This is a genomic window from Treponema sp. UBA753, assembly GCF_002297325.1.
GTDB lineage: Bacteria > Spirochaetota > Spirochaetia > Treponematales > Treponemataceae > Treponema_D.
In genome coordinates this window covers 6575-10345 of the sequence record NZ_DBKJ01000139.1, presented here as the reverse complement: position 1 = coordinate 10345, position 3771 = coordinate 6575, and the positions used below count along the sequence as shown (strand labels likewise).

Here is a 3771-nt window from a genome sequence, read left to right as displayed (position 1 = left end):
TCCTGCCTGACCGAGCCAAGCCGCAACCGCCATAAGCGCAAGTCCTGCTAAAAGCTGGTTTGCCGCTCCAAAAAGTCCCCAGATCTGGCTGAGCTTAAGTCCGCCAAGAACGCTTCCGATTACAACCATTGAGATTGTTCCAAAGAACGGATTTGCAAGAACTTTGCGGATTCCCTTTGCGTCTTTCCAAGAAAATTCTCCGTCTTTAAGGAAAAGCTCGCTGAACATAAATCGGCTCAATCTTGTTCCTGTGTCGAGCGAAGTAAGGGCGAATACAGAAACTGCAAGTGTAAGAAGAGCGTTTATTGTGTTGTAAATTCCGCTTCCTTCTTTGCCAAAAAGTGTTGCAATTCCAGCACCGAACGCCGCAGAAGGTGAACCGAATTTTCCTTGCTTCCATTGGCTCCAGATAACTCCTACAGAAATAAGGGCGATTATTCCAAGCGCGGATTCAATAAGCATTGAGCCGTATCCGATTGGCTTTGCGTTTTTTTCGTTGTCAAGTTGCTTTGAAGTTGTTCCTGTTGCAATCAGTGAGTGGAATCCAGAGCAGGCACCGCAAGCTACTGTTATAAAAAGCGTTGGGAAAAGGAATCCGGCCTGTGTCTTCCATCCTGTGAACGCTGGAATTGAAAATGCGATTGCAGAGCTTCCTTTAAATGCGTTGAATAAAATTCCTGCAAGGGCAACAAGCATCATGGCGTAAAGCAAAAAACTTGAAAGGTAGTCGCGCGGCTGAAGCATAATCCACACTGGAACAAGAGAAGCTACAGCTATGTAAACTCCGACAAAAACAATCCAGGCGTTGCGGCTCATTGCGAATCCAACATTAAGCCCGATTATTGTAACAATCACAATTCCAATTATTCCAAGGATTGTAGCCGGAAGTGTTTTTAGTCCGCATTTGTTTGTAATGATTCCGTAGATAACGGCAAGCACAATGAATAAAATTGAAATCATTGCGGTTGTCTGGTTGTTTGTCGGATTTGAAACAAAGCCGAACATTACAGGGCTTCCTGCCACAGTAAAGAATGTTCCTGCTACAACGTTTACAAACGAAGCGATTACAAGAATAAGAACAAGAAGCGCAAAAATAATAAAGAGTTTTTTTGCCTTTGCTCCCATCGTGTCGTTGATGATTTCGCCTACGGACTTTCCCTTGTGCCTTATAGATGCGAAAAGAGAGCCAAAGTCCTGGACTCCGCCGAAAAAAATGCCTCCGATTATGCACCACAAAAATACTGGAACCCATCCGAAAACCGCCGCCTGTATAGGTCCGTTGATTGGACCTGCTCCTGCGATAGAAGAGTAGTGGTGTCCCATAAGAACTGCCGGTTTTGCAGCCACGTAGTCAACTCCGTCTGGTGTTTCCTGCGCCGGTGTTTTTTTCGCCGGATCAATTCCCCATTGTTTTGCAAGCCACGAACCGTAAAAAACGTATCCGCAGAAAAGCAGAACAAGCGCCGCTAAAATAATCAGTAAAGCAGCCATCTCTTGTGCCTCCAAAAAAATATAAATGTGAATGAGTTTTGAAGCCCACTCAAAATTTGCTTAAAAGTTACAGCGGCATTTTAGAAAAAATACTGCGCAAATTTCTTCCGTGCCAGTTGAACCAAGTTTTTCTTTCTGAAAGATCGTAAACAATCAGACTGAAGCTGCTCCAGCCAAAAAATGAAAGCTTGTACGACTTGTGCAACTTGATTTTTTTTGCTTCCTTGGCTGCGTCTTTTTCAACTGAACTGGCAATGACAATCAGGCTTATGTCTGAATTTTTGTGACCGTAAAAAGGCTTTACTTTTGAAAGGCCGTCTGCCCAGGCCGAAATTGAAAGTTCCTTGAGTTTTTGCAATGAAAGTTTTTCTTCAAGCGCAAAGTAGACATATTCATTTGAATCCACCTCTGCAATTCTTGCCGACTTTGTTAAAAAATACTGTTCTTCGTGCGAATGGAATTCCGCAGTTGCGCAAAAAGTTCCGCATGGATTTTTTGAAACGTCGTAGTATTTTTTATATGAAAGCAAAACAGATTCAAGGCAGCTTTCTTTTGTCAATTCTGAAGCCTCGTTAAAGAAATTTCAGTATTTATTATATATCGGCTTGTAAAATGTTGCAACAAATTTTTGCTTTTTACTTTTCAAAACACTTAATATAGTTTAATATTATTTAAGTTTTTTCTTGATTTCTGGGGTTACAAATTAAAAAATCAAGAAACAGGGGTTGTTTATATGGAATACAATATTAAAAATGCTTATTGTAAACGTGTTTGGGATGACATTTCTGTACGCTATGCAGATCAGGGTCATTTTCTTCAGGCTGCTGGACTTGTTCTTGAAGCAATTTCTCCTGCGGTAGACAAAATGCCTGAGCTTGAGCAGTATGCTGTTCTTGAGCGTTTCGTTGAGCCAGAGAGAATTGTAATGTTCCGTGTTCCTTGGACTGACGATGCAGGAAAACCTCACGTAAACCGCGGATTCCGTGTTCAGTTTAACAGCGCAATTGGACCTTATAAAGGAGGCTTGCGTTTTTCTCCGGAAGTAGGACTTGATGTTTTGAAATTCCTCGGATTTGAGCAGGTTCTTAAGAATTCCCTTACAACTCTTCCAATGGGCGGCGGAAAAGGTGGTTCAGACTTTGATGGCCACGGAAAATCAGATGCTGAAATTATGAGATTCTGCCAGTCATTCATTACAGAGCTTTATCGTCATATTGGCGCAGACACAGACGTTCCAGCTGGAGACAAAGGTGTAGGCGGAAAAGAAGTTGCCTATATGTTCGGCCAGTACAAGAGAATTACAAACCAGTACACTGGAGTTCTTACAGGAAAAGGACTTTCATTCGGCGGTTCTCTTGCCCGCACAGAAGCTACAGGCTACGGACTTATTTACTTTGTTGAATGCATGCTTGCAAAAAAAGGCCAGGATTTCAAAGGAAAGACAGCTATTATTTCTGGAGACGGAAACGTTGCCCAGTACGCTGCTGAAAAACTTCTTCAGCTCGGTGGAAAGCCAATCACTTTGTCTGATTCAACTGGCTATATTCTTGATGAAGACGGAATCACTGCTGAAAAACTTGCCTATGTAAAAGAATTCCGCGCACGCAAAGAAAAAGTTGACGCTTATGTAAAGAAATTTCCTAACGCAAAATTCTTCAAAGGTGAAAAGCCTTGGGGCGTAAAAGCTGACCTTGCCTTGCCTTGCGCAACTCAGGATGAAATTTATCTTGAAGATGCAAAGAAACTTGTTGCAAACGGATGTATGCTCGTTGCAGAAGGCGCAAATATGCCTACACGTGCGGAAGCCATAAAGTATTTCCAGGAAAACAAAGTTATGTTCGCTCCTGGAAAAGCTGCAAACGCCGGCGGTGTTGCGGTATCCGGACTTGAAATGAGCCAGAACTCAGAGCGTCTTTCTTGGACATTTGAAGAAGTTGACTCTAAGCTTAAGCAGATTATGACAAACATCCACGACAACGCTTATGAAACTGCAAAAAAATACGCTACAGAAGGCGACTATGTTGCAGGCGCTAACATTGCAGGATTTGTAAAAGTTGCAAACGCAATGGTTGCCCAGGGATTGGTTTAATTTAACTGTCATTCCTGTGCTATGATACGGGAATCTGTTGCTGGTTTTTAGCTAGCTATTCAAAGGCTGCTCTTTAGGCTGAATTCATTTAGCTTAAAGGGCAGTTTTTTTTTGTTTAGAATTTGACAGCAAGACTTGCTTCATTTATATTGAAGTAAGGAAAGTAAGGAGATAAGATAAAAACAGCCGAA

Annotated in this window: 3 protein-coding genes; 1 reads left to right on the top strand and 2 read right to left on the bottom strand. The window is 42.1% G+C overall.

Annotated elements, in window-relative coordinates; all coding sequences use genetic code 11:
- Positions 1-1491, bottom strand: a 1491-nt coding sequence (locus tag B4C08_RS10985) for a carbon starvation CstA family protein (protein WP_296665345.1), incomplete at its 3' end; no start/stop codon positions are given.
- Positions 1492-1558: 67 nt separating this feature from the next.
- Positions 1559-2050, bottom strand: a complete 492-nt coding sequence (locus B4C08_RS10980; RefSeq protein ID WP_296665343.1) for a hypothetical protein — start codon at positions 2048-2050, stop codon at positions 1559-1561.
- Positions 2051-2224: 174 nt separating this feature from the next.
- Between B4C08_RS10980 and gdhA the strand changes: the two genes are divergently transcribed.
- Positions 2225-3580: an NADP-specific glutamate dehydrogenase gene (gdhA, locus tag B4C08_RS10975; RefSeq protein ID WP_296665341.1), complete on the top strand. Its 1356-nt coding sequence runs from the start codon at positions 2225-2227 to the stop codon at positions 3578-3580.
- Positions 3581-3771: the final 191 nt, after the last annotated feature.